The 20393-nt window shown below is 64.9% G+C and carries 21 protein-coding genes; 7 read left to right on the top strand and 14 right to left on the bottom strand.

Going from position 1 to position 20393, the window contains the following annotated elements:
- Window positions 1-7: 7 nt before the first annotated feature.
- Genes F6X62_RS03395 through F6X62_RS03415 form a run of 5 tightly spaced genes read right to left on the bottom strand, consistent with a single transcriptional unit; the run spans window position 8 to window position 3735 of the window.
- Complete coding sequence (locus tag F6X62_RS03395; RefSeq protein ID WP_153772687.1) at window positions 8-985, bottom strand: FecR domain-containing protein; 978 nt, start codon at window positions 983-985, stop codon at window positions 8-10.
- Window positions 982-1539, bottom strand: a complete 558-nt coding sequence (locus tag F6X62_RS03400) for an RNA polymerase sigma factor (protein ID WP_153772688.1) — start codon at window positions 1537-1539, stop codon at window positions 982-984. Before F6X62_RS03400 ends, F6X62_RS03395 begins: the two co-directional genes overlap by 4 nt.
- Window positions 1536-1862 (bottom strand): DUF3325 domain-containing protein, encoded by a 327-nt coding sequence (locus tag F6X62_RS03405; RefSeq protein WP_153772689.1) that lies wholly within the window; start codon window positions 1860-1862, stop codon window positions 1536-1538. Before F6X62_RS03405 ends, F6X62_RS03400 begins: the two co-directional genes overlap by 4 nt.
- Window positions 1862-3433: a PepSY domain-containing protein gene (locus F6X62_RS03410; protein WP_153772690.1), complete on the bottom strand. Its 1572-nt coding sequence runs from the start codon at window positions 3431-3433 to the stop codon at window positions 1862-1864. Before F6X62_RS03410 ends, F6X62_RS03405 begins: the two co-directional genes overlap by 1 nt.
- Entirely contained in the window at window positions 3430-3735 is a 306-nt protein-coding gene (locus tag F6X62_RS03415; protein ID WP_054893493.1) for a DUF3649 domain-containing protein, read from the bottom strand. The genes F6X62_RS03410 and F6X62_RS03415 overlap by 4 nt, the downstream gene beginning before the upstream one ends.
- Window positions 3736-3950: 215 nt before the next feature.
- Between F6X62_RS03415 and F6X62_RS03420 the strand changes: the two genes are divergently transcribed.
- The 5 genes from F6X62_RS03420 to F6X62_RS03440 all read left to right on the top strand — a co-directional run bounded on the left by F6X62_RS03420 (window position 3951) and on the right by F6X62_RS03440 (window position 8946).
- Window positions 3951-4445 carry a sigma-70 family RNA polymerase sigma factor gene (locus F6X62_RS03420; RefSeq protein WP_153772691.1) on the top strand — a complete coding sequence of 165 codons (495 nt, stop codon included), beginning with the start codon at window positions 3951-3953 and terminating at the stop codon, window positions 4443-4445.
- On the top strand, window positions 4442-5365 hold the full coding sequence (locus F6X62_RS03425; protein ID WP_054893495.1) for a FecR domain-containing protein: 924 nt from the start codon (window positions 4442-4444) through the stop codon (window positions 5363-5365). The genes F6X62_RS03420 and F6X62_RS03425 overlap by 4 nt, the downstream gene beginning before the upstream one ends.
- Window positions 5366-5459: 94 nt before the next feature.
- On the top strand, window positions 5460-7775 hold the full coding sequence (gene fecA / locus F6X62_RS03430) for a TonB-dependent Fe(3+) dicitrate receptor FecA (protein WP_153772692.1): 2316 nt from the start codon (window positions 5460-5462) through the stop codon (window positions 7773-7775).
- Window positions 7776-8143: 368 nt separating this feature from the next.
- Window positions 8144-8488: an HPF/RaiA family ribosome-associated protein gene (locus F6X62_RS03435; protein WP_054893497.1), complete on the top strand. Its 345-nt coding sequence runs from the start codon at window positions 8144-8146 to the stop codon at window positions 8486-8488.
- A gap of 158 nt (window positions 8489-8646) precedes the next feature.
- Window positions 8647-8946, top strand: a complete 300-nt coding sequence (locus tag F6X62_RS03440) for a DUF3509 domain-containing protein (protein ID WP_054893498.1) — start codon at window positions 8647-8649, stop codon at window positions 8944-8946.
- 59 nt (window positions 8947-9005) lie between these two features.
- Here the strand turns inward: F6X62_RS03440 and F6X62_RS03445 are convergent, their stop codons facing one another.
- The 8 genes from F6X62_RS03445 to F6X62_RS03480 form a co-directional block, all read right to left on the bottom strand.
- Entirely contained in the window at window positions 9006-9932 is a 927-nt protein-coding gene (locus tag F6X62_RS03445; RefSeq protein WP_153772693.1) for an aliphatic sulfonate ABC transporter substrate-binding protein, read from the bottom strand.
- The gene (locus F6X62_RS03450; protein WP_153772694.1) at window positions 9929-10945 is read right to left on the bottom strand and encodes an ABC transporter substrate-binding protein; all 1017 of its coding nucleotides are present in this window, start codon (window positions 10943-10945) and stop codon (window positions 9929-9931) included. Before F6X62_RS03450 ends, F6X62_RS03445 begins: the two co-directional genes overlap by 4 nt.
- Window positions 10946-10963: 18 nt before the next feature.
- A complete protein-coding gene (locus F6X62_RS03455) occupies window positions 10964-13633 on the bottom strand; it encodes a TonB-dependent receptor domain-containing protein (RefSeq protein WP_371926201.1) in 2670 nt (889 codons plus the stop codon).
- A 138-nt stretch (window positions 13634-13771) separates the two neighbouring features.
- Window positions 13772-14722 carry a DUF4880 domain-containing protein gene (locus F6X62_RS03460; RefSeq protein ID WP_153772696.1) on the bottom strand — a complete coding sequence of 317 codons (951 nt, stop codon included), beginning with the start codon at window positions 14720-14722 and terminating at the stop codon, window positions 13772-13774.
- 1 nt (window position 14723) lies between these two features.
- Complete coding sequence (locus F6X62_RS03465) at window positions 14724-15230, bottom strand: sigma-70 family RNA polymerase sigma factor (RefSeq protein WP_054893502.1); 507 nt, start codon at window positions 15228-15230, stop codon at window positions 14724-14726.
- Window positions 15231-15344: 114 nt separating this feature from the next.
- Complete coding sequence (locus F6X62_RS03470; protein WP_153772697.1) at window positions 15345-16136, bottom strand: phosphate/phosphite/phosphonate ABC transporter substrate-binding protein; 792 nt, start codon at window positions 16134-16136, stop codon at window positions 15345-15347.
- Window positions 16137-16150: 14 nt separating this feature from the next.
- Window positions 16151-17092, bottom strand: coding sequence for a fatty acid desaturase (locus F6X62_RS03475; protein ID WP_153772698.1), 942 nt, complete (start codon window positions 17090-17092; stop codon window positions 16151-16153).
- A 151-nt stretch (window positions 17093-17243) separates the two neighbouring features.
- Complete coding sequence (locus F6X62_RS03480) at window positions 17244-17717, bottom strand: phosphate-starvation-inducible protein PsiE (protein WP_054893505.1); 474 nt, start codon at window positions 17715-17717, stop codon at window positions 17244-17246.
- Window positions 17718-17973: 256 nt separating this feature from the next.
- Here F6X62_RS03480 and F6X62_RS03485 point away from each other — a divergent pair, with 256 nt between their 5' ends.
- Window positions 17974-18237 carry a YebG family protein gene (locus F6X62_RS03485; RefSeq protein WP_054893506.1) on the top strand — a complete coding sequence of 88 codons (264 nt, stop codon included), beginning with the start codon at window positions 17974-17976 and terminating at the stop codon, window positions 18235-18237.
- A gap of 64 nt (window positions 18238-18301) precedes the next feature.
- Here the strand turns inward: F6X62_RS03485 and F6X62_RS03490 are convergent, their stop codons facing one another.
- Window positions 18302-19321 (bottom strand): Glu/Leu/Phe/Val dehydrogenase dimerization domain-containing protein, encoded by a 1020-nt coding sequence (locus F6X62_RS03490; protein WP_153772699.1) that lies wholly within the window; start codon window positions 19319-19321, stop codon window positions 18302-18304.
- Window positions 19322-19444: 123 nt separating this feature from the next.
- On the opposite strand from F6X62_RS03490, the gene F6X62_RS03495 reads away from it, so the two are divergent.
- Window positions 19445-20251 (top strand): SirB1 family protein, encoded by an 807-nt coding sequence (locus F6X62_RS03495; protein WP_153772700.1) that lies wholly within the window; start codon window positions 19445-19447, stop codon window positions 20249-20251.
- The last annotated feature ends 142 nt before the right edge of the window (window positions 20252-20393 follow it).

A 20393-nucleotide genomic window follows, 5' to 3' on the forward strand; every position in this document is an offset into this window, starting at 1 on the left:
GGTGATTTCAGCGCACCACCGTCACCCGCCCGAACAGTGTCTGCGGCACGAAGCCCATCACCTTGCCCAGCGACGCCAGCGCCAGCATGGGCTCCTCCACCGGGAAACTGCCGCTGACCTTGCGTTGCGCCAAGGCCTCGTCGAGCAACAGGATACGCCCCGGGTAATACCGTCCCAGGTCCTCGACCACCTGCGCCAGCGGCACCTGGTAATAGTTCAGCCATCCCTGGCGCCAGGCCAGGCGACTGTCACTGTCCACGGCACTGATCGCCCCCGCCACGCCCTGGGCATAGTCCAGTTGCTGATTGGCGGTCAGCTCACGCGCCACGGCGCCGGTAATCGGTGTCACCGCTACCCGTCCACTGCGCACGGTAACCTGGGCGCCGTCGCCCTGCCCGCGTACCTCGAACTGAGTGCCCAGCACTCGCACTTCGCCGCCCGCCGCATCGACCAGGAACGGCGCACCGGTGTGGGTCACCTCGAAGAACGCCGCGCCGCGCAGCAGGCGCACGCGCCGCTCGCCATGGTCGAAATCCACAACCACGGCGCTGTTGGCATCCAGGGTCAGGCGTGACTGGTCGGCCAGGGTGACCTGGCGCACATGCTCATCACTGCGATAGTCGGCGCGCAGGTCCTGCAACCAGTATTGCGGCTGCCAACCGGCCAGGCTGCCCAGCGCCAGCACCAGGCAGGCCGCTGCCGCCAGTGCTCCGCCACGCCGCCCCCAGCGGGCTTTCGGTCGACGCATGGCCTGCAGGTAGTACTCGAGGCCCTCGCGTTCCTCCGCGGCCAGACGCGCGGCGGGCGCTTCGCTTTGTTGCCACAGGGCCTGGGCCTCGGCATAGGCGGCGCGGTGCGCCGGATCGGCCAACAACCAGCGCTTGAACTCAGCGCCTTCGGCTGCCGGAGGATGCTCGTTGATGCGGCTCAGCCAGCCCAGGGCCATGCGCGACTGCTCGGCGGTGATCGGATAGGGCTGGCTCATCGACGGTCGCTCCCTGGCCTGCGCAATGGGGTAGCGGGCTCGGCGACACTCGCCTTGCACGCTTCGAGGGCGCGCATCATATGCTTTTCCACCGCACTCTGGGACACCTGCATGGCCTTGGCGATCTCGCCGTACTTGCAGCCGTGGATGCGGTTGAGCAGGAAGATCTGTCGCGTACGTTCCGGCAAGGCGCGCAGGGCCTGCTCGATGCGGCGCAGATCGTGATCGACCTCCAGCGCCTGCTCTGGCGCCTGGGCCGAGAGCGCCTCGTCGCTGATCGACAGCCCTTCGGCGACCCGACCGCGACTGCCTTCGCTGCGCAGGTGGTCGATCGCCAGGTTGCCGGCACAGCGCAAGAGGTAGGTGTCGAGCGCTTCGACCTTGACCGCAGGCCGACGCCAGAAGCGCAGGAACAGTTCCTGGACCAGGTCCGAGGCCGTGGCACGACAGCCAACGCGCCGGCTGACCAGCGCCTCCATGCGCCCGCGCTGGGCCAGGAACACCTGCAGGAAGCGCGCCCGGCCACCGGCCTCGTCGAGGTCGGGCTCGCTCACGCCCCAAACACCGCCACGACCGGCGCCAACACCAGGCTCGCCGCCGCCAGGCTCAGCAGCAGGCGGGGTTGGTACGGCAGGCCGAATACCCAGAGGGTCAGCCCGGCCATCAACACGGCCGTCCACTCCACCAGCCCCAGCGCCCAGCCACGCAAGTGCACGGCCAGTACCGCCGACAGCACCAGCAGTAGCCAGCCGGCGATGCGCAAGGCACGCAACTGGGCCTGCCGCGGCTTGCGACCCAGCAGGTCGGTGAAGTGTTTTTCCATGGCCAGGCACAAGGCAACCAGGCCGGCAAAGGTAGACAGGGCCAGGCTCAGCATCAACTCGCCTCCACGGTTTCGGTGCGGGCCTTGACCTTGGCCGAGCGCTTGGCGACTGGCTTGGGCGCGCGCAGCATCTTGCCGGCCGCCCAGCCGAGGAACAGCCCGGTGGCCAGGGCCGTGAGATCGAAGCCGGCCATCGCCCAGTCACCGGCGATCAGCGAATGGTCCAGGCCTTGGCCTGTGGTCACAGCATTGAGCAGCGGCAACGCAGCGAACACCACGGCACCCAGCGCCAACTGCTCGCCCCAGGCGCGACGACCGGGGCGCAGCATGGCGTGAAGCAGCGACAGTGCCCAGACCATGAAGAACGCATTGACCTCCCAGTCGGCGCGCCCTTGCAGCCCGATCGGCAGCAGGCGATTGGCCCAGAAGAACGCCGCCACGCCCAGCAGCAGGCCGCTCATGCTGGCGATGTTGAGGACCTCGACCAGGCGCAGCTCCGCAGGCATGCGCTCGCTCTTGGCATGCTTGAGCTGACGCTTGCCCAGCCACATCACAAGGCCAGTGCCGATCACCGCCGTGCCGGCGACACCGAAGACGAAGTACAACCAGCGCAGCCATGGCCCGGCGAAGTTGCCCATGTGCAGGCCGACAAAGGTGAAGGAAGTCATCATCGCGGCGCTTTCCGGCGCACCTTGGGTCAGCAGTGCACCGGTGGCACCGTCGAAGGTCCAGTTGGCGCTGCGCTTGTACGCGACACTGTCGGCCGAGGCACGGTTCAAGGTGACACGGGCATTCTGGTCGCCAGGGTTCTGCACCTGAATGAAGCCCATGCGTGCGCCTGGCGCTTGCTCCTGGACCTTGGCGTACAGGCTCGACAGCGGGACCAGCGGCGTGGCCACCCCGGCCACCTTCGGCACCTCGTCACGGCCGAACAGGTCGTTGAAATAACCGTTGGGGCTGCCATAGCTGGCCATGATTCCGGCCGGCATGACCATGTACATGAAGATCACCAGGCTGCTGTAGCTGATCATCAGGTGGAAGGGCAGTACCAGCACGCCAATGGCGTTGTGGCCATCGAGCCATGAGCGCTGGCCCTTGCCGGGACGGAAGGTGAAGAACTCCTTGAAGATCTTCTTGTGCGTGATGATCCCGGTCACCAGTCCCAGCAGCATGATGAAGGCACAGAAGGTCGACAGCCAGCGCCCCCAGGGGTGGGGCATCTCCAACTGGAAATGGAAACGATAGAAAAAGTCGCCGCCACGGCTGTCGCGGCCCTCGACCACCTCGCCGCTGGCCGCGTCCAGCTCCTTGCTGGTGAAGCCGCGTCGGCCACCGGCGTTGGGGTCGCGATAGCCGACACTCAGCGCCGCCTCGCGCTCGCTGGGCAGGCGGATGAACCAGGTGCTGGCATCCGCGGCGTTGGCTTGCAGGTAGCGCTGCGCCATCTCCAGGCTGGCCGCTGGATTCAGCGGATGGCTGTGGATTTCCGGTTTGGTCCAGTGGTTGATCTCTTCCTTGAAGTAGGCAAGCGTGCCGGTGAAGAAGATGGCGAACAACAGCCAGCCGAAGATCAGGCCGGTCCAGGTATGCAGCCAGGCCATGGCCTGGCGGAAGCCCTCTTTCATGGGTTCTTCATCCAGTAAGCCAGCCCGCCGATCGCGCCCAGCACCAGGCTCGGCAGCAATACGCCCAGCCAGGCGCGCAATGCGCTGCGGCAGGCGAAGCACCAGATGAAGGCGAGCAGGTAGAACACGAACGACAGCATCATCCCGGTCAGTGCCGCATCGACCTGGGCGCCGGGCATCAGCAGGCTGACACAGACGCTGGCCGCCGAGGCCAGCAGGTAGCCGCCCAACAACGCAGCCAGGCTGCGCGAGGTCACAGCCAGGCGGTAGCTCAGGGGCAGGCCGGCGGCTTTGCTTTTCATGGGGCGACGGTCCGGGGCAAGGTCAAGAGGGTGCAATAGTAATGATTTCAATTCTCATAAGCAAAGATTGGAGATGAGCTGCTGCGATCTCTGTTTAGCCGGGTTTGCCCCCGAATACCCCGCAGGCCGAACAGGATTGCTACACCCTGCCGCCCGGAATACAATGCGAACAATTCTTACTCCCACTCGCGTCATCGGACGCCGGAGTCACCTCGGTGTCCAGTGCCCTCTCCTCCACCGTCGAAGGCCTCTACCACGCTCACCACAACTGGCTGACCGCTTGGCTGCGCCGTCGCCTGGGCTGCCCGCAGAGCGCCGCCGACCTGGCCCAGGACACCTACGTGCGCTTGCTCCAGGCCCGCGAAGCGCCACAGTTGATCGAACCTCGGGCCTTTCTCGCCACCGTCGCCAAGCGCGTACTGTGCAACCATTTTCGCCGTCAGGAGCTGGAGCGCGCCTACCTCGAAGCCCTGGCCCAGGTGCCGGAACGCCTGGCGCCAAGCGAGGAAGACAAGGCGCTGATCTTCGAAACCCTGCTCGAACTCGACCGCCTGCTCGATGACCTGCCACCGCTGGTCAAGCGCGCCTTCCTGCTGGCCCAGGTCGATGGCCTGGGCCAAGCCGAGATCGGCCGTGAACTGGGTATCTCCCTGGCGACGGTCAAACGCTACCTGCACAAGGCAGCCCTGCGCTGCTATTTCGCCCTGTGAGCACAGGCATCTCACCCCAGGTTGCCGAGCAGGCGGTGCACTGGCTGATCGAATCACAGGGGGCCGATTTCGACCCGGCCCAGCAGCAGGCACTCGAACACTGGTTGCAGGCTGACGGCGAACACCAGCGCGCCTGGGCGCACATCCAGCAGGTCAACCAGCGGCTGCGTGGCGCGACCTCGCCCGTGGTGCACGCCACCTTGCAGGCACCGCCCTCCCCGGCCCGGCGTCGCGCGCTCAAGGCGTTACTGCTGGCGGGCGTGGCCAGTGCCACCGGGCTCGGATTGCAATCACACAATCCGTTGCCAGGGCTGATGGCCGATTACCGCAGCCCCGTGGGCCAGCGCCGACGCCTGCCGCTGGACGACGGCAGCCTGTTGCGACTGAACACCCGCAGCGCCGCCGATGTGCGGTTCGATGGGCAGCAACGTTACGTGCGCCTGCTCGAGGGTGAGTTGTCGCTGGACGTCGCCCGCGATACCCGCCCGCTGGTGTTGCGCAGCGACGATGGCAGCCTGCACCTCGACAGCGGCCGCTTCAACGTGCGTCAGTTCGAGGGCTACAGCCTGGTCTCGGTGTTCAGCGGCATGGCTCGGCTACAGGGCCAGGTGTTGCTCGCCGGTCAGCAAGCCCGCCTGGCAGCGGGCCATTGGCAAGGTATCGGCGCGCTGGATCGCAACATCGGCGCCTGGGTCGATGGAATGCTGGTGGTCTCGCAGATGCGCCTGGGCGAGTTTCTCGCCGAGCTTTCACGCTATCGCCACGGACAACTGGGCTGCAGCGAGCAGGTCGCCGGGCTGCGGATTTCCGGGTCGTACCCACTGGATGACAGTGAGCGGATCCTGGAGATGCTGGAAGTCGCCTTGCCGGTACGGGTGCGGCGATTCACCCGGTACTGGGTCAAGGTCGAGGCGGTTTGAGCCTGTGCCGACAACTATTTTTCTTTCAACCTGAGCCATTTCGCTTCCCTCGCGTGACAGAGCAGGCAGAACCCTCCTTACAGGACCCGACCCCATGCCCCTGCGCCCCACGCCGCTCGCCATCGCCCTGCTGTTCGCCACCAGCCTGAACTTCGCCCAGGCTGGCGAACCGCGCGCCTACCACATCGCCCCCGGCACCCTGGAAGACGCTCTCAACCAATTTGGCCGTGAAAGCGGGGCGCTGATTTCGTTCGGTTCCAGCGTCACCCAAGGCTTGCGCAGCCCCGGGCTGGAAGGCCAGTACGACGTACAGCAAGGGCTGCAGGCTTTGCTGCGTGGCAGCGGCCTGCAGGCACGTCAGGAGGCTGACAATGCCTACAGCCTGCAACCGCTTGCCGCCTCCAGCAGTGATGCGGCGATCGAGCTGGGTGCCTCTACCGTGGTTGGCGACTGGCTGGCCGAGGCGCGCCAGGACAACGTCTTCGAGCATCCCGGCGCACGTGACGTGATCCGCCGCGAGGAGTTCGAGCGCAGCGGTGCCAACAGCGCCCGTGAGGTGCTCGACCGCATCCCCGGCGTCAATGCCCCGGAAAACAACGGCACCGGCAGCCACGACCTGGCACTGAACTTCGGCATTCGCGGCCTCAACCCGCGCCTGGCCTCGCGCTCCACGGTGCTGATGGACGGCATCCCGGTGCCCTTCGCCCCCTATGGCCAGCCACAGCTGTCACTGGCCCCGCTGAGCCTGGGCAACATGGATGCAGTGGATGTGGTACGCGGCGGCGGCGCAGTGCGCTACGGCCCGCAGAACGTCGGCGGCATCGTCAACTTCGTCACCCGCGCCATCCCCGAGGAAGCGACCTTCAAGGCCGCCATGCAGAACCAGATCAGCCCCTCGTCCAGCCACGACGGCTTCAAGAACAGCGCCAACCTGCTGGTCGGCGGCACCAACGACAACGGCCTGGGCGGCGCCCTGCTCTACTCCGGCACCCGCGGCGGCGACTGGCGAGAACACAGCGACACGCAGATCGACGACCTGATCCTCAAGGGCAAGCTGCAACTGGACGAAGCCAACAGCCTGCACGCCATGGCCCAGTACTACGAGGGCGAGGCCGACATGCCCGGCGGCCTGAGCAAGGCGGCGTTCGATGAAGACCCTTACCAGTCGACCCGCCTGAAGGACAAGTTCTGGGGCCGTCGCACCCTGGTCAACGTCGGCTACGACTACAAGCAGGACGATCGCCAGTTCAGCGTCAACAGCTTCTTCACCAAGACCCTGCGCAGCGGCTACCTCGACCAGGGCAGCTTCGTCTCGCTTTCGCCACGCGAATACTGGGTACGTGGCATCGAGACCCGCTTCTCGCAAGGTGTGGCACTGGGCGACAGCTGGCACGAACTGGGCGTGGGCTACCGCTACATCAACGAGGCCGGCCACGAACTGCGCTTCCGCGAACCGGTGACCGGCAACCTGCCGACCACCGCCAGCCGCAACGACCGCGACACCCGTGGCGCCACCGAAGCCCACGCGATCTACCTGGACGACCGCATCGACATCGGCCGCTGGACCATCACCCCCGGCATCCGCTACGAGATGATCGACTCCGAGCAAAGCAACAAGCTCAGCAATCAGCGTTACCAAGGCAGCTACAACACCGCATTGCCGGCACTGAATGTCATGTACCACCTGACCGACACCTGGAACCTCTATGCCAACACCGAGGGCTCGTTCGGCAGCGTGCAGTACAGCCAGATGCCCAACCGCGTCAGCAGCGGTGAAGTGAAGCCGGAAAAGGCGCGCACCTGGGAAGTCGGTACCCGCTACGACAGCGGCGACCTGCAGGCAGAGATCGGCGCCTTCCTGATCAACTTCGACAACCAGTACGAAAGCAACCAGACCAACGATTCGGTGATCGCCCGCGGCGAAACCCGCCACCAGGGTATCGAGACCAGCGTGCGCTACGCCCTCGACGGCCTGAGCCCGACGCTGGCCGGTTTCGATGTGCACGCCAGCTACGCCTTCGTCGACGCCACCATCCGCGAAGACGGCCCGAACAAGGGCAACCAGGTGCCGTTCTCCTCGCGCCACAAGGGCACGCTGGGGCTTGGTTACACCGAAGGACCATGGCAGTTGAACCTGGATGGCAGCTTCCAGAGCAGCCAGTACGCCGACAATGCCAACACCGCGAGCGAAAGCGCCGATGGCAGCACCGGACGGATTTCGGGCTACATGCTGGTCAGCACTCGCGCCGGGTACGACTTCGGGCCGCAGCTGTCGAACCTGAAGGTGGCGGTGGGGGTGAAGAACCTGTTCAACCGCGAGTACTACACCCGTTCGTTCGACGACAACAACAAGGGCAAGTACGTGGGCGAACCGCGCACGCTGTATGTGCAGACCTCGGTAGCGTTCTGACGATGGACACTTGGGAGCGGCCTTGTGCGCTACCAGCCCGTGCACGCTCCTCGGCATCGGTACGGTACCTGTAGGAGCGGGCTTGCCCGCGAAAAAGACACCGCGCTGTCTGGCACGGGCTGCGCCCGTGTTCGCGGGACAAGCTCTCTCCCACAGGGGGATTGGGCTGGTCTTTAGATTTTGAACAAGACAGTCGCTCCTGCAGCAACAGCGTCAACCTTGCGAATTGCTACAAAAAATTTATCGAAAAAGGGGCTTGAATTCGGCGCGCCAATCCCTGACCTTAGAGTCAAGAGGCGACGCTTTTCCCAAAGGCCTCAAGGGCCTAGGCACGCCTCCACGCGAGCAAGCTGAATAAGGATTGAATCATGCAAATCCAGGTCAACAGCAGCAACCATATCGACAGCAGCAGCCGTCTGAACGAATGGGTCCGCAGTACGCTGGAAAGCACGCTGCAGCGCTACGAGGACGACCTCACCCGCATCGAGGTCCACTTGCGTGACGAGAACGGCGACAAGCCCGGCCCGCATGACAAACGCTGCCAGATGGAGGCTCGCCCCAAAGGTCATCAACCGATTTCCGTCAGCCATACCGCCACCTCGCTGGACCATGCGATCGACGGTGCGGCCAGCAAGCTGAACAATGCGCTGGAACATTTCTACGGCAAGCTGCGCAGCAAGCGCAGCGTGGTGCAGCACACTGAAGAAGAGTGATCGGTGACACACAGACGCCCGGTGCCTGGCACCGGGCGTTTTCGTTTCCAGGGTTTCGGGCCGGGGCAGGCCACAGAACTCATCATTTGATCAACGTCGCTGAACCATCTCCACGGTCTCCCGGTCAATCGGTGAACATTCTTTGCAGATGCCAGCCCATGACCAATCCCTTCGACCTCATCAGCGACGCCTTCGCCCCGTACTATCGGGTCAACCTGAGCATCGAGCGGCTCGACGGCAGCATCATGCTGACCCTCTCCAACGATACCGGCGTGGTCGCCAAGCGACTGATCAGCGCCGCCCAACGCAACGACCCTATACGCCTGCGCCGAGTGGTGGACAGCATTCGCCTGGGGCTGGCCATCGAACAAGGGGAAGATGCCCTGCAGGTGCTGGCGGCGATGACCGACAGCGCCGGACGCGATCGGGTCTGGCGGGGGGCCGGGATCGCTCGATAGACCAGTGTCGATCTCTTCGCTCCCACAGGAAAGGAGCGAAGAGGTCAACACACGCCTCATCACTGCGGAAAGACAACCTCCCGCACTTGCACCGCACGCGGGATCAAGCGGTTTGCAAAGAACAGATCGGCAATCCGCTGCTGGGTTTCGATCGCCGCGGCATCCAGCGGGCGGATCGGCGCGTTGTAGCGATGCTCGAAATACAGCTCCACCACTTCACGCTTGAGCCCCAGCACCTTGGTCATGCCGTCGATGCTCTGCTCACGCTGCTCGACTGAAATCTTCTGCGCCTGGCGCAACGCCTCCAGCACCTTGTCGATGGTCGCACCGTACTGCTCGGTGAACGGCCGGCTGGCAATGTAGTAGGTGCCGCTGGGATGCACGTCCTCACCGGTGCTCAGGGTGCGGGCGCTGCCATCGAGCAAGGCGGCCGCGTAGTAAGGATCCCAGATCACCCAGGCATCCAGCTTGCCCTGCTCGAAGGCCGGGCGGGCATCGGCGGCAGGCAGGTAGACCAGCTCGACATCGCTCAGCTGCAAGCCCGCCTTGATCAGGCTCTTGAGCAGCAGGCTGTGGGCACTCGAGCCTTTCTGCAAGGCGATGCGCTTGCCCTTGAGATCAGCCAGCGTCCTGGCCGGGCTGCTGCTCGGCACGATGATCGCCTCGCTGCGACCGTCGTTGGGCTCGATACCGATGTAGCGCAACGGGATACCTGCCGCCTGGGCGAAAATCGGCGGAATATCACCAATGTTGCCCACGTCCAGGCTGCCACCGTTGAGCGCCTCGATCAGTTGCGGCCCACCGGGGAACTCGATCCACTGCACCTGGGTGCCAGGCAACGCCTGTTCGAGCAGGCGATGCTCGCGGGCCAGGACCATGTTCACCGAACTCTTCTGGTAGCCGATACGCAGCACCTGCGGATCGGCCGCGAGGGCCAGGGTGCTGCCCAGCGCCAGCAACAGGGTGACAAGCATACGCACGATCATTTCAGGTTCTCCTTGACCTTGGCGGCCACATCGGCCGGTAACCAGGCGCTCCACACCTGGGGCTGTTCACGCAGGAACGCTTCGGCGACCACACGCGGATCCAGGCGCTTCTCGGCCATGCGGGCGAGGGTCTGGTTGAGCAACGCCAGTGGCAGATCGACCTTGTCGAAGAACTGCACCAGCTCCGGGTAACGCGCATGGAACGGCGCCGAGACGCCGATCGACAGGCGCGCCGGCAGCGAGCGCGTACCTCTGGGGTGCGCCTCGTTCGGGTTGGACAGGGTCTTCCAGGCCTCGGCATCGAAGGCCGGCTCTTCCAGTTGGACCAGTTTGTAGCGGCCCAGCAGCGGGGTCGGCGACCAGTAGTAGAACAGCACCAGCTTGCCGCGACGGATCTGTGCAGTCACTTCGGCATCCAGTGCAGCACTGGAGCCGGAGCGGAAGTTGACGAAGCTGTCGGCCAGGCCATAGGCCTTGAGCTTCTGGCTGTTGACGATCTCCGAGGTCCAGCCGGTCGGGCTGTTCAGGAAGCGCCCCTGTTGCGGCGACTCGGGGTCACGGAACACATCCTTGTAGCGAACAAGGTCGGTCACCGACTTCAGACCCGGCGCCACGGCCTCGATACCGCGCTCAGGATCGCCCTTGATCACGTATTCCGGCACCCACCAACCTTCGCTGGCGCCCTTGACCGTGTCGCCGAGGGCGATCACCTTGCCTTCGGCTTCGGACTTGATCCACAGCGGACTGCGCCCGGCCCACTCTTCGCCGATCACCTGGATGTCATCCTTGGCCAGGGCCGCCTCCAGGCTGACCGTGCTGCCCGGCAGGGTGTCGGTCGGATAACCGTAGCCCTTCTCGACCAGCGTACGCAGGATCTCGGTGATCAGGCTGCCGCTTTCCCAGGTGAGCGCGCCGAAATGGATCGGGGCTGGTGGGCTGGCCGCCAGCAACGGCTGGCTGGCCAGGCCCAGGGCGAGCAGCGCGCCGCCCAGGAGTTTCTTCATCGCAGTCATGTGCAGTCTCGTTGTCGATCAGAAGTCGTAGCTGAGCCGGGTGTAGTAGAACGCCCCTTCCGGTGCCGACGGCGCCAGGTAGCTGTACTGCTGGCCCGGGGTCTGGCGCAGGCGGGTGTTGAAGTCATCCGGCTTGCTGTCGAACAGGTTGTTGGCGCCTACCGAAACGCGCAGTTGCTTGGTGAACGCGTAGTTGACGTCCAGGTCGGTGATCCACTGGGCCGAGAAGGTCTGGTCATACTGTGCGTTGGTCGCCGAGGCTGCGTACTTGCGGTACTCGCCGTAGCGGGTCTGGGTCAGGCTGACGGTCCATGGGCCGTAGGTGTGCGTGGCGCCAAGGATCAGCTTGTCCTCGGGATAGCCATGTTCGAGGAAGCCCTGGGCCTCGCGGGTCAGCACGTCGAAACCGAAGGGGTTGCCATGGATCTTCTCGATGGTGGTGCGCGCCTTGGTGTAGCCGGCGGTCAGCGCCAGGTCGCCATAGCGGTCCAGGCCCAGGTTGTACTTGCCGACGATGTCCACGCCACGGGTGCGGGTGTTCGCGGCGTTGGTCATGAACTGCGCCCAGCTGTACTGGCCGAAGCCTGCAGCGGTGAGGATGCGTTCGGCGTCCGGGCCGGAAATGCCGCCGCTGTAGAGCAGGCGGTCGCGGATATCGATCTGGTAGGCATCGATGGTCAGCGACGCCTGCTCGGTCGGGCGCAGCACCAGGCCCAGCGAGTAGTTGGTGGATTTTTCCGGTTTGAGCGACTGCGCGCCCAGGGCCTGGGCCGCCGGATGATCGACGGGCAGGATGCGGGTCAGCACCGGATTGCCGTTGACGTCGACGTTGGTGGTGGTGGTCCAGGAGGTACCGATCTGGCCGAGGGTCGGCGCACGGTAGGCGCTGTTGAGGGTGCCGCGCAGGCCGACCTGCGGGGTGAACTCGTACCGCGCCGAAAGCTTGCCGGTGGTGGCCGAACCGAAGTCTGAGTAATGCTCGCTGCGCCCGGCCAGGCCTACCTGGAATTTGTCGGTGACCTGGTTTTCCAGGCCGAAATACACCCCGCCCACTTCACGTTTGTAGGTGCCGGCATCGTCCGGCGTCAGGCCCGAAGCCTGCACCCCACCCACCTGCACCCCGTCGATGCCGCCGAACGAGTAGGAGCTGAAATCGCCCGGTTGCAGTTCGTACTGCTCGCGACGGTAGGCCACGCCCGCCGACACCGTCAGCGGATGGGTCGACCAGGCCACGCCCACGTCACGGGCGTAGTCGACGGCCAGGTTGGTCTGGCTGTTGATCAGCGTGGCAATGTCGAACTTGGTCGGGCTGTTCACGCCATAGCTGGGGTTGAGGGTGTCGAACGCCACTTCGTCATGCTTGTCGCGGCCATAGGTGGCGCTGATGTCCAGGCGTCCGATGGCCTCGTCCTCGAAGCGCGAGCCGACGGTGACCGAGGCGTCCTCGTAGCGGAAGCGGTACTTGGGGATGGTGCCCTCGGGGTACAGCGCCTGCACGTTGTTGGGGTTGTCGCGCAACAGCGGCGGGGTGTTGTTGATCGACTTGTCCTGGCCATAGGTGGCGAAGCTGTACAGCCGCCACTGGTCGTTCAGGCCGACCTCGGCGTTGGCTGCCAGGTTGAACTTGTCGCGGCTGGCCCCGCCCCAACGGTGCTCCTGCAACTGGCCGTCGGCGACGTACTTGTCGCCGATGTCGGTGGGCTTGGCGTTGACGCCGTTGAAGCTCAGGGTCAGGAAGCCGTCGCCCGGCAGACCCAGGCCATACCAACCATCGACGTTCTTGCGAAAGCCATCGCCCTGCCCGTACTTGCCCAGTTGCGTGTTGATCTGCCCGCCGCTGTCGCGCTCCTTGAGCACGATGTTGATCACCCCGGCCACTGCGTCCGAGCCGTACTGCGCCGAAGCGCCATCGCGCAGGACCTCGACATGGTCGATGGCGCTGATCGGGATCATGTCCAGGTCGACCGGCTGGGCACCAATGAACGGCACCCCACCGGAGATGTTCACCACCGCCGAGGCATGCCGGCGCTTGCCATTGACCAGCACCAGGGTCTGGTCCGGCGACAGGCCGCGCAGCGAGGCGCCCTTGGGGTTCTGGCCACGGGTGGCGCTCTGGTTCTGCGGGAAGTTGAACGAGGGCAGCAACTGGAACAGCGCCTGGTTCAAGGTGGTGGCGCCGGTCTTGACCAGCTCCTGGCTGTCGATCACATCGACCGGCGCGGCGCTGGTCAGCGCGGTGGCGTCGCTGCGCCGGGTGCCAAGGGCAATCACGCGGTCAAGGGTAGGCGCCGCAGCAGCGCTGGCTTGCCCGACCGGTCCGCTGGGCGCGCTCCGGGCGCTGGCGGCGGCGGTCTCGTCCTTGATGATGAAGGCGCCGCCCGGGCTGACCTGAAGCTGCAAGCCGGTGCCGCGCAGCGCGGCGTCGATGGCTTGCTGGGTGGTCAGGTCGCCCTCCACCGCCGAGGACGAGAAGCGCTCGACCTCCGGGGTGAAGGAGATCACCTGGCCGCTCTGGCGGCTGATGTCGAGCAGCACCTGGTCGAGCGGGCCGGACTTGATGTGGTAGGCCTGTACCGACTCGGCGGCCTGGGCGGTGCTGATCAGCAGGCCGAGCAACGGGCCGAGGGCCAGGGCATTGCGCTTGAAGCGCGAGTGAGTAGCAGTGGTGTTCTTCTGGATACGGCGCACAACGATTCCCCCCAAGGAATCCATGACGCTGCCCCCCTCGGCAGCGTTTACAGCAGTGGTGTGGCGCGGGTGCGCAGAATCTTGCAGATCGATTGGTTATGTCGTTAGAACCTGGAAAAGCCCGCCCGCGATCCTGGTTCACACCGCCCCGATACTCAGCCAATACTCCCCATGCCGGCTCACACGAATCGGCAAGGTCCGCGCCAGCGCCTCGAACACCAGCTCGCTCTGGTCGAGCCGAAACAGCCCGCTCACGCGCAATCCAGCCACCGCAGGATCCAGGCGCAGCACGCCGCGTCGATAGGGCCGCAACGCATCGACCACCTCGCTCAACGGGCTGTCGCGCACTTCCAGCAGACCATCGACCCACGCCCCTTCGCCTGGCCGCAACAGCTCAACCGAGGCAATGCTCACCCGGTCGAAATTCACCGCATGCCCCTTGCGCAACTGCACCCGATCACCACCCTGGCTGCTGATCTCCAGCACCCCGGCCAGTGCGCAGACCCGGCACTGCCCGGCACGCTCTGCCACCAGCAAGCGCGCCGATCGCGCACTGACCGTACTGCCCTCGATACGCACCAGAAACGGCCGCGACTCATCGATCACGGTCAGCAACCCCTCGCCACCGCGCCATTCGAGCACACGCAGTTGGCTGTCGAAGCGCACATCGGCCTGGCTCTGGGCATTGAGCACCAACTGGCTGCCATCGGGCAGGCTCAAGGTCTGACGTTCACCCGTACTGGTGCTCAGATCGGCCCCCAGGTGCAGGCCAGACATCGGGTTGCCGATCAAGCCCGCACCCACCACCACACCGGCCCCGAGCAAGGCACGCTGGAGGAAACGCCGACGCCCCGAAGGCGCTGCCAGGGCGCGCTGCACCACACGGCCGTCGACACCCTGGCTACGCGGCACGTGGAACATCCCGAGGGTGTTCTCCAGGCGCTGGCACAGTTGCTCATGCCGCGGGTCGGCGCGACGCCAGGCCTGGAACGCCAGGTGATCACGCGCCTCGGCCTGGCCCGAACGCAGCAGCACCAGCCACTGGGTCGCCTGCTCGATCAGGTGTTGCTGCTCATCGGGGTCGCGCATGTCAGTCCAGGGAAAGTTTCAGGCAACGGTTGAAAGCCTTGGCCATGTAGTCGCTCACCGAGCGCTGGGAGATCCCCAGTTCAAGGGCGATCTGCGGATAGGTCAGGCCGTTGAGCTGCGACAGCAGGAAGGTCGCCTTGACCTTGGCCGGCAGGCCGTCGAGCAAGGTGTCGATGGCTTGCAACGCCTCGATCATCTGCGCATGGGCTTCGGGCGAAGGCGCCAGATGGTCGTCATCCTCGAGCAAGGCATCGAGGTAGGCGCGCTCCAGGTCGCGGCGGCGCCACAGCTGGTACATCAGGCGCTGGGCGATGGTGGTCAGCAGCGCGCGCGGCTGGCGGATCGGCTCCGGGACCGGCGCACTGAGCAGTTGCACGAAGGTGTCGGCGGCGATGTCCTCGGCGGCACCGTCGCCCAGGTGTCGGCGCAGGCGTCCGCACAGCCAGGGGTAGTGGCTGCGGAACAGACTGCCGACATATTCGCCATGAGGGTTTTCGCGACCGGACATGAGGCTTCCATCCAGGAGTGGATACAAAGAGGTCCGGTCGTCCGGTGAGCGCATCCTAGTCTGGCCGCTTATGCTTTAAAAATACTTAAAAGTGATTTTTATATTCCGTTTTCATTATTCGAGCGTGACTAAACCAAGCCGCTTCGCTTCGTCCTCGTAATCCAGCAGCACTTGGTAATCGGTCGTCGCGGCCGGTAGCACCTGGTCGATGGCCAGGGCCTCGGCCACCGCCGGCAACTCGGCCAGGGCCTGGTTCATCGCGCGGCGAATCCACTCTGCCTCTTCGGCACTGCGCCAACCGGCAGTGATGTACGGCAGGCTCGGCCCCCAGGCGGTCTGGCCGAGGATGCGCAGGCCCTCGACCTCTTCACTGTGATCGCGCGCCAGGTAGCCGTAGGTGACGCTGTCGATGGCCGCCAGATCGCCTTGGCCCTCGCGCAGGGCGCGCATGCTGTTGCGGTGCCCACCGGTATGGCTGATCTGCGAGAAAAACCGCCCTTCACGCTGCAAGGGTGCCAGCGCGTGGCGCAGCAGATTCATGCCGGAGTTGGAGTCCGGGCCGTTGACCAGCCCGTGGCTGTCGAAGAACGCCGCCAGGTCCTGGCGCGGATCATCCTCGCGCACCAGCAGCAGGCTGCAGTGCTGACCTTCGCGCACATATGGCAGGCGATAGCGTGGCTGCCCGACCACTCGTACCTGCCCACGCAGCGCGGTCATCAACGGGTAGCCGCAGGTCTGGCTGAGCAGCAATTGCGGCGAGCGCCAGACCTGCAGCAACGGCTGCGCACCCACCGCTTCACCCCGCGCATCGAGCAATAGAAGAATGCGCTGCAGCCAGGCAGCGCTGGCCTGGTTGATGCGCTCGGGGGCGACGTACATCGACAGGTCGACGAATCCCTGGGTCATGGCGTGGCTCCTGTTCAGGCGAAGGGGTGGCGTGGGCTGTCGATCGGCGCAAGGCCGTGGCGACGCAGCAGCGCCCCATAGCCCGGCACCAGGAAGTGCCCGCTGCGCGCCAGCCACTGCGTGCGATGACGCTGGTAGATACGTGGGATGAAGTACCAGGGCAGGCCCGGAAGATCGTGGTGCACCAGGTGCAGGTTGTTGTTCAGGAACAGCAGCGACCAGAGGCGCCCGGCCTCGTTGATCACCGTGCGCTGCTCAGGCAGCGGGTGCGGCCGATGCTCGTAGAACGAACGCAGCATCGCCAGGCCAACGGCCGGCACGCTGACCAGGAACACGTAGTGCAGCACCGACAGTGCGCTGAACCGCGCAATCAACACCAGCAGCAATACGCTGCACAAGCCGTGGGTCAGCCACATCAGCCAGGCCTGGCGATCACCGCGCCCCAGCCGCGCCAGCTCCTCGCGGGCCAGCCCGAACAGGCCCAGCGGCGCGCCGACCAGCACACGTCCGGGGACCGTCTTGCCCAGCCACAGCACCCCTCTGTGCCACCGGGCGCTGCGCTGCCAGTGCCGGTCGCTCAGGTAGCGGCTTTCAGGATCCAGGCCCGGCAAGGTGAGGTCGTGATCGCGGTGATGAATCAGGTGGCTGTCGCGATACAGGGTGTAGGGATACCAGAGGGCAAAGGGCGCGTAGCCGAGCAGCTTGTTCAGCCAGGGAAAACGGGTCGGGTGCCCGTGCAGCAACTCGTGCTGCAACGACAGCCACAGCACCAGCAGCGGAATCAGCAACAGGTTGGTCGGCCACACCCCCAGCGCATGGCTGAGCGGCAGCAGCGCCGTCCAGCCACCATAGACCACCGCCAGCAACAGCCAGGTCGGCCATTCGGTACGGCCGGTGAAAGTGCATTGAAGATGCTGCACGTCTTCGCGCTGGGCATCGTCGAGGTAATGGGGCATTGCGGCGTCCTGCGTGATCTCCGGTATAGGCTTGTGGCGTAACGCGGAGAAATCTTGCAGAACGATTGGTTATCAAAACGCCTTTCAACGAAATATTTGCCTATAAGGCAGGGCAAGCCGACACCGCTTGCCCAAGTCGCTGCCGGATGGGTCAGACCTTGCCGTCGTCCATATCCTTGCCGTTGGCATCGATCGCCCGTGTCGACGGGTAGCGGTACGAGGCAAAACGCACCACCAGGATCGCGAAGGCCAGCAGCAGGATGCCGCCACACACGTACAGCAAGCCAACGTCCGGCGCCTTGTGGTGCGAGACATCGCCGATCAGCAGGCGTGTCAACGCGGTGATCGCCACGTACAGCAGGAAGCGGATCGGCATGTGGTTGGTCTTGAAGTAGATCCCCACCATGGCTCCCAGCTCGAGGTAGATGAACAGCAGCAGGATGTCATCGACACTGATGCCACCCTTCTCCAGCATCTCGATGAAGGTCGCCACGGCGGCATAGGCCGTGATCGCACCGATGCCGAACAGGGCCAGGTAATGGAACGACTCGACGAACAGATTTCCCAGTGCGTCGGCGGGCGCATGCAGGCCCTTGCGCAGCTTTTCTGGCCATTTGGATTTCACGATGCAGGATTCCTCGATACGACATGAAGGATGATGCGCCACCGATGTGACGCTTGTGACATGCAGTTAAAGGGCCAGGCCCTGTACTTGGAAGGCGACCGATTGCCGCAAGGCACCTATGGACTAGGCTTCGGCGAGAGCATCGGGGCAAATCAGAACGCCACTATCCGATTGCCAAAGAATCCGCTATGCTCGACACTGTATAAAGATACAGTTGTCGTCCAACCCACATACACAAAAGGCACAGAGGTGATGAATGGCCGTCGAAGTGGTGTACCGCAGCAGCCGCGACCCGGAGCGCTTGTTCATGGATAAGGCCGAAGCAGACCGTCACGACAAGATGCTCGAGCTGGCCGAACGGCTGGCCGAAGTACTGCAAAAGGCCGTGCCGTCGCTGAGCGAGCAGCAAGTCGAAGAAGCGGGCATCTACATGGCCAAGAACCGCGACGTGTTCGCCCGGGCATTCAAGAGCCAGCCCGATGCGCTGGCCGAGCTGCTCGAAGGCGAGGCAGCGGAATAAGGCACCTGCCGCAGCGTCTGCGACTCCTGTACATCGGGGCGTGGATGCTGGAGCCAGCGCTCGCTCAACCGTACAACAGCCGCTCCGCCAGCATCTGCGCCACACGCGCAGGCGAGCGCTTCTCGGCCTGGGCATGGGCGAATACCTCGGTCAGACGCGTAGGGATACGCGCCAGATGCGCGGTGATGGTGCTCAGGTCAGCGCCTCGGTGGGTCAACGCCACGTAGATCAGCCCACCGGCATTGATCACGTAGTCCGGGGCATACAGAATCCCGCGGCTCTCTAGCTGATCGGCCACCTGCAAGGTGGTCAACTGATGATTGGCGGCGCCGGCCACCGCCGCGCAACGCAACTTCATCACACTCTGGCCGCTGAGCACCGGCCCTACCCCGCAGGGCGCGAAGATATCGCAGGGCGTGCTGATCAGCGCATCGTTGGTCACCGGATGTGCTCCGAACTGCTCCACCGCCAGCCTCACCCGCCCCGGGTCAAGGTCGCTGACCAGCAACTCCGCCCCTGCCGCATGCAACTGCTCCGCCAGTGCATAACCCACATTGCCCAGCCCTTGCACCGCCACGCGCAACCCTTCGAGATTGTCGCTACCCAGCCGTGCCATCGAGGTGGCGCGAATACCGGCGAACACGCCCATGGCCGCGTGCGGCGAGGGATCGCCCGAGGCGGTGGTGCTGGTGACATGAGGGGTGGACTGGGCGATGCAGTCCATGTCCAGCGTCGAGGTGCCGCTGTCCACGGCAGTGATGAAACGCCCTTGCAGGCTGTCGACGAAACGCCCGAATGCCTCGAACAGCGCCGCGCGGTTTTCCACATGGGGGTTGCGCACGATCACCGCCTTGCCACCGCCCAGCGCCAGCCCGGCCAGGGCCGCCTTGTAGCTCATGCCCTGGGCCAGGTGAATGGCATCGCTCATCGCACTTTCATCGTCGGCGTACGGCAGGTAGCGACAGCCCCCCATGGCTGGCCCCAGTTGCTCGCTATGAATCGCCACCACGGCTTTCAAGCCAGTGGCGGGGTCGTTCCACAGGTGCAGGGACTGGGTACGGGTGCTTTGCATGAGCGCGAACATCGACGGGCTCCCCACAAGGTGCTCACATCAGTATAGGCAGCCGGCGACTGTCCAGGGCCTGGGCGGACCACTGGACGAATCGGTGCGCCGGGGCTAAAAATCTAGTGTGTGTGGAGAAGTCCGATGAACCCACGTAAAGCCTGCCTGGCCTGTCTCGACCGCATTCCGGTCGCCCTGTTGGAAGCCACCCTCTGGATCGCCGCCGAGCATGATCGCGAGGTCGATCCCGCCGCCTGTCTTGCGCAACTGCACGACCTGCATCGGGAAATCAACGCGCGCCTGCCAATGCTGCCCGTCGGCGAGCTCGCCCAGCCATTGCTGCGCCAACTCAACGCCCTGGGTTTCCAGCAGGACGAATACCATCCGCTACGTCCGCAAGCGGCGCTGATGGACAAGGTGCTGCAGCGCCGTCGAGGCCAGCCGCTGCTGCTGGCGATCCTCGCACTGGAAATGGCCCAGCGCCTGTCGATCCCACTGGAGGGGGTGAACTTCCCTGGCCACTTCCTGTTGCGCGTACCCGGCGCCGATCACCTGCTCGACCCCTGCGGCGGTCGACGCCTGTACCCCGCAGATTGCCGCGAACTGCTCAACCGCCAATACGGCCCGCACATGACCCTGACTGCCGAGCACCTGCACAGCGCCAGCCCGATGCAGATGCTGCAGCGCCTGTCGCGCAACCTGCGCCAACTGCACAGCAGCAACGACAACGACCTGGCTGCGCTGATCGACGCAGAACGGGTGATGCAACTGGGACCAGTGCAGGTCGCCGACTACCTGGCCCGCGCCACCCTCTACCAGCACCTGGACTGCCCCCAGGCCGAGCGCTTCGACCTGGAGCACGCACTGCTGTTGAGCGACGATCCGGTGCAACGCCTCAAGCTGGGTGAGCGCCTCGCCCAACTGCCTTCGACAAACCGTTCAATCCACTAGGCTCTGTATGAAAAACCTTGATACTCGGTGATGCTGCGTTGAAAACAGCCTCGGAATGCTCATTTACAACCCGTAAAGTCGAGCGCGACTCCGACCGTTCCTCGGCTGTTTTCGCCTTGCCTGACCTTCGTCTCAAGGCTTT

Origin of the sequence: Pseudomonas sp. MNR3A (assembly GCF_009650575.1) — a bacterium.
In the GTDB taxonomy this organism is placed as follows: domain Bacteria; phylum Pseudomonadota; class Gammaproteobacteria; order Pseudomonadales; family Pseudomonadaceae; genus Aquipseudomonas; species Aquipseudomonas machongensis.

Bases quoted from the DNA above. Each gene is read 5' to 3' on its own strand.
- F6X62_RS03395 (WP_153772687.1), bottom strand. From the start codon at position 985: ATGAGCCAGCCCTATCCGATCACCGCCGAGCAGTCGCGCATGGCCCTG.
- F6X62_RS03405 (WP_153772689.1), bottom strand. From the start codon at position 1,862: ATGCTGAGCCTGGCCCTGTCTACCTTTGCCGGCCTGGTTGCCTTGTGC.
- F6X62_RS03410 (WP_153772690.1), bottom strand. From the start codon at position 3,433: ATGAAAGAGGGCTTCCGCCAGGCCATGGCCTGGCTGCATACCTGGACC.
- F6X62_RS03415 (WP_054893493.1), bottom strand. From the start codon at position 3,735: ATGAAAAGCAAAGCCGCCGGCCTGCCCCTGAGCTACCGCCTGGCTGTG.
- fecA (WP_153772692.1), top strand. From the start codon at position 5,460: ATGCCCCTGCGCCCCACGCCGCTCGCCATCGCCCTGCTGTTCGCCACC.
- F6X62_RS03435 (WP_054893497.1), top strand. From the start codon at position 8,144: ATGCAAATCCAGGTCAACAGCAGCAACCATATCGACAGCAGCAGCCGT.
- F6X62_RS03440 (WP_054893498.1), top strand. From the start codon at position 8,647: ATGACCAATCCCTTCGACCTCATCAGCGACGCCTTCGCCCCGTACTAT.
- F6X62_RS03445 (WP_153772693.1), bottom strand. From the start codon at position 9,932: ATGATCGTGCGTATGCTTGTCACCCTGTTGCTGGCGCTGGGCAGCACC.
- F6X62_RS03450 (WP_153772694.1), bottom strand. From the start codon at position 10,945: ATGACTGCGATGAAGAAACTCCTGGGCGGCGCGCTGCTCGCCCTGGGC.
- F6X62_RS03460 (WP_153772696.1), bottom strand. From the start codon at position 14,722: ATGCGCGACCCCGATGAGCAGCAACACCTGATCGAGCAGGCGACCCAG.
- F6X62_RS03465 (WP_054893502.1), bottom strand. From the start codon at position 15,230: ATGTCCGGTCGCGAAAACCCTCATGGCGAATATGTCGGCAGTCTGTTC.
- F6X62_RS03470 (WP_153772697.1), bottom strand. From the start codon at position 16,136: ATGACCCAGGGATTCGTCGACCTGTCGATGTACGTCGCCCCCGAGCGC.
- F6X62_RS03475 (WP_153772698.1), bottom strand. From the start codon at position 17,092: ATGCCCCATTACCTCGACGATGCCCAGCGCGAAGACGTGCAGCATCTT.
- F6X62_RS03485 (WP_054893506.1), top strand. From the start codon at position 17,974: ATGGCCGTCGAAGTGGTGTACCGCAGCAGCCGCGACCCGGAGCGCTTG.
- F6X62_RS03490 (WP_153772699.1), bottom strand. From the start codon at position 19,321: ATGTTCGCGCTCATGCAAAGCACCCGTACCCAGTCCCTGCACCTGTGG.
- F6X62_RS03495 (WP_153772700.1), top strand. From the start codon at position 19,445: ATGAACCCACGTAAAGCCTGCCTGGCCTGTCTCGACCGCATTCCGGTC.